The organism is Streptomyces fuscigenes, assembly GCF_021556455.1.
Classification (GTDB): domain Bacteria; phylum Actinomycetota; class Actinomycetes; order Streptomycetales; family Streptomycetaceae; genus Streptomyces; species Streptomyces fuscigenes.
In genome coordinates this window covers 1-3021 of record NZ_JAKGCV010000566.1, presented here as the reverse complement: position 1 = coordinate 3021, position 3021 = coordinate 1, and the positions used below count along the sequence as shown (strand labels likewise).

Annotated in this window: 2 protein-coding genes and 1 pseudogene; 2 read left to right on the top strand and 1 reads right to left on the bottom strand. The window is 74.5% G+C overall.

The features are described from left to right. A partial coding sequence (locus L1885_RS26345; RefSeq protein ID WP_235799667.1) for a sensor histidine kinase occupies positions 1–1258 on the bottom strand: 1258 nt, incomplete at its 3' end. A gap of 546 nt (positions 1259–1804) precedes the next feature. Between L1885_RS26345 and L1885_RS26340 the strand changes: the two genes are divergently transcribed. After that, complete coding sequence (locus tag L1885_RS26340) at positions 1805–2197, top strand: NADH-quinone oxidoreductase subunit A (RefSeq protein WP_235799666.1); 393 nt, start codon at positions 1805–1807, stop codon at positions 2195–2197. Beyond that, a pseudogene (locus L1885_RS26335) lies at positions 2188–2844 on the top strand (NADH-quinone oxidoreductase subunit B); the annotation flags it as partial. The gene L1885_RS26340 and the pseudogene L1885_RS26335, both read left to right, overlap by 10 nt. Between the last annotated feature and the right edge of the window lie 177 nt (positions 2845–3021).

Here is a 3021-nt window from a genome sequence, read left to right as displayed (position 1 = left end):
CGCCGGACGCCGGACCGGGGCCGTCGACGGTGCCAGGCGCGGCCGGCGAGCGGCGGCGCCACGGCAGCTCCGCCGTCACCGTCGTCGGGCCGCCCTGCGGCGAGTCGAGGACGAACAGCCCGTCCACGGCGCCCAGCCGGTCCGCCAGGCCCGCCATGCCCGTGCCGCCGTCCAGCCGCGCCCCGCCGACCCCGTCGTCCGAGACCTGGATCAGCATCCGGTCCCGGGTCCGCCACACGTCGACGCTCGCGGACCGCGCCCGGCTGTGCTTGCTGACGTTCTGCAGCAGCTCGGAGACCGTGAAGTACGCGATCCCCTCGATGGCCTCCGCGGGCCGCTCGTCCAGCTCGACGGTGACCTTGACCGGCGCCGTGCACCGCGAGGCGACCGAGGACAGGGCCGCGTCGAGGCCGCGGTCGGTCAGGACGGCGGGGTGGATGCCGCGGGCGAGGTCCCGCAGCTCCTGGAGCGCGAGCTTCACCTCGCCGTGCGCCTCGTCCACCATGGCGGCCGCGGCCTCCGGGTCCTCGGTCAGCTTCTCCCGGGCGAGCCCGAGGCCCATGGCGAGGGCGACGAGCCGGGCCTGTGCGCCGTCGTGCAGGTCGCGCTCGATGCGGCGCAGGTCGGCGGCGGCGGTGTCCACGACGACCCCGCGGTCCGACTCCAGCTCCGCGACCCGCGCCTCCAGCTCCTCGTCGGGCGAGAGCAGACCGCGCACCATCGCCCGGTCCGCGTTCGTCAGGCCCCGCGCGATGTGCGGCAGGACCGGCCACAGCACGAACAGCCCCACGAGCGTCACGCTGAACGTCACGATGCCCCACGGCAGCCGCATGAACGTGTACAGCGCCGTCCGCCAGCCCACCGGGTCCCTCAGCGCCGACATCATGCGGCCGACGAACCCGTTGCCCCGGCGGAACATCGGGCTCGGCTCGTCCACGGCGACGCCCAGCAGCGCGCGGGCGCGGGCCCGCTCCAGCCGGCCGAACAGGCGCGTGCCAGCGAGCCCCGCGACCAGCAGCGGCAGCCCGATCACCGTCACGGACAGGCCGGCGCCGACCACCAGGGTCGTCACCACATAGACGAAGCCGATCAGCGCGGTGGGGAAGTTCGCCAGCAGATGCGCGATCTCCTTCCACGTGTGCCGGTCGTACGCGAGACGCGCGGGCGGCGGAGCGTCGGCGCGGCCGGGGCCGCCCCGCTCACCGGGGCTGCCCGGGGCGGCGTTCGGGACGCCACTCGGGCGTGGACTTGCGGTCATACCGCCCAAGCCTGCCGCCCCCGGGGACCGGGCGCCATGGGGTAACCCGAAGCCCCCGAGGTGGGGCTAGCCCCACCCCGTTCGTGCCGGGGTGTGCGCCGGGACCGGGGACGGGCGCTTACCCCTCCTTTACGAGGGCCTAGACTTCGGCTCCGTACAGCCGGTATGTCGGCACGGCGGGTGAACGTGCCGTCCGTCCGGTTCGCCGGAGGCGTGCGGTGACGTGCCTGACGTGCCTGACGTGCGTGACGGCTCGCGGTGCGTCGGCGTGACGTGCGTGATGTGTGTGACGTGCCTGACGTGCCTGACGTGCGTGACGGCTCGCGGTGCGTCGGCGTGACGTGCGTGATGTGTGTGACGACGCGCGGTGCCTCCGCGCGACGTGTGCGGACGCGGGCGCGGGGCGTTCGGAACACGCCGGCGCCCGGGGCCGGGAACACCACTGCACCCGGCGGGTACAGGGAGCGGAACGAACGGAACGTGCCCCGGCGGGCACCGGGGCTGCGGCCCCGGCGGACCCGGCGGGGCAGGGAGCGAGGAGCGGACGTGGCGGAGCCGGTGGTGCTCGCGGCGGGCTACTTCCACGGCTACGCGGTGGTCGGGCTGCTCGCCGTGGTCGGCGTGCTCTTCGTCGCCGTCGCCTTCGGCGCGGGACGCCTGCTGCGGCCCCTCGTGCCGACCCCCGAGAAGCTGCTCACGTACGAGTGCGGGGTCGACCCCGTCGGCGAGGGCTGGGCGCACACGCAGGTGCGCTACTACGTCTACGCCTTCCTGTACGTGATCTTCGCCGTGGACTCCGTCTTCCTCTTCCCCTGGGCGACCGTCTTCGCCGCTCCCGGGTTCGGCGCGACGACGCTGGTGGAAATGTTCGTCTTCCTCGGCTTCCTGGCCGTGGGACTGCTCTACGCATGGAAGAAGGGCGTCCTCGAATGGACGTGACCCCGCCCCCCACACCCGGGTCCGGCGCGACGCGCGGGCCCGAGCCGCTGCCGGAGCCGCGGCGCCTCGGCGCGCTGTCCCGGCTCGCCCCCGAGCCGATGAAGGTCGTCCTGAACTGGGGCCGCCGCTACAGCCTCTGGGTGTTCAACTTCGGACTGGCCTGCTGCGCGATCGAGTTCATCGCGGCCTCCATGGCGCGCCACGACTTCATCCGGCTCGGCGTGATCCCCTTCGCCCCCGGCCCGCGCCAGGCCGACCTGATGGTCGTGTCCGGCACGGTCACGGACAAGATGGCGCCCGCCGTCAAGCGGCTGTACGAGCAGATGCCCGAGCCGAAGTACGTGATCTCCTTCGGCGCGTGCTCGAACTGCGGGGGCCCCTACTGGGACTCGTACGCGGTCACGAAGGGCGTCGACCAGATCATCCCCGTCGACGTGTACGTGCCCGGCTGCCCGCCGCGCCCCGAGGCGCTGCTCCAGGGCATCCTGAAGCTCCAGGAGAAGATCGCGGCCGAGTCGCTGGGCGACCGCTACGGACGTGCCGCCGGTACGACGGGCCAGTCCGGGACATCGGGGTCTCCCGTGCCGTCGGGGTCTCCCGTGCCGTCGGGGCCGTCGGGGCCGTCGGGGCCGTCGGGGCCGTCGGGGCCGTTGGGGACGGGCGGCGGCGCGTCAACGCGCTCCGGCCCGCCGACCGGGCTGCTCCGCAGCGGCCTCGTGCTCCCGCCGGCCGGCCATGAGGCACAGCGCCCGAAGGACCGTCCCGAGGCCGGCGACCGTCCGGAGGCCGGTCCGGAGGCCGGCGGCGGGGCGGGCACGGGGAAC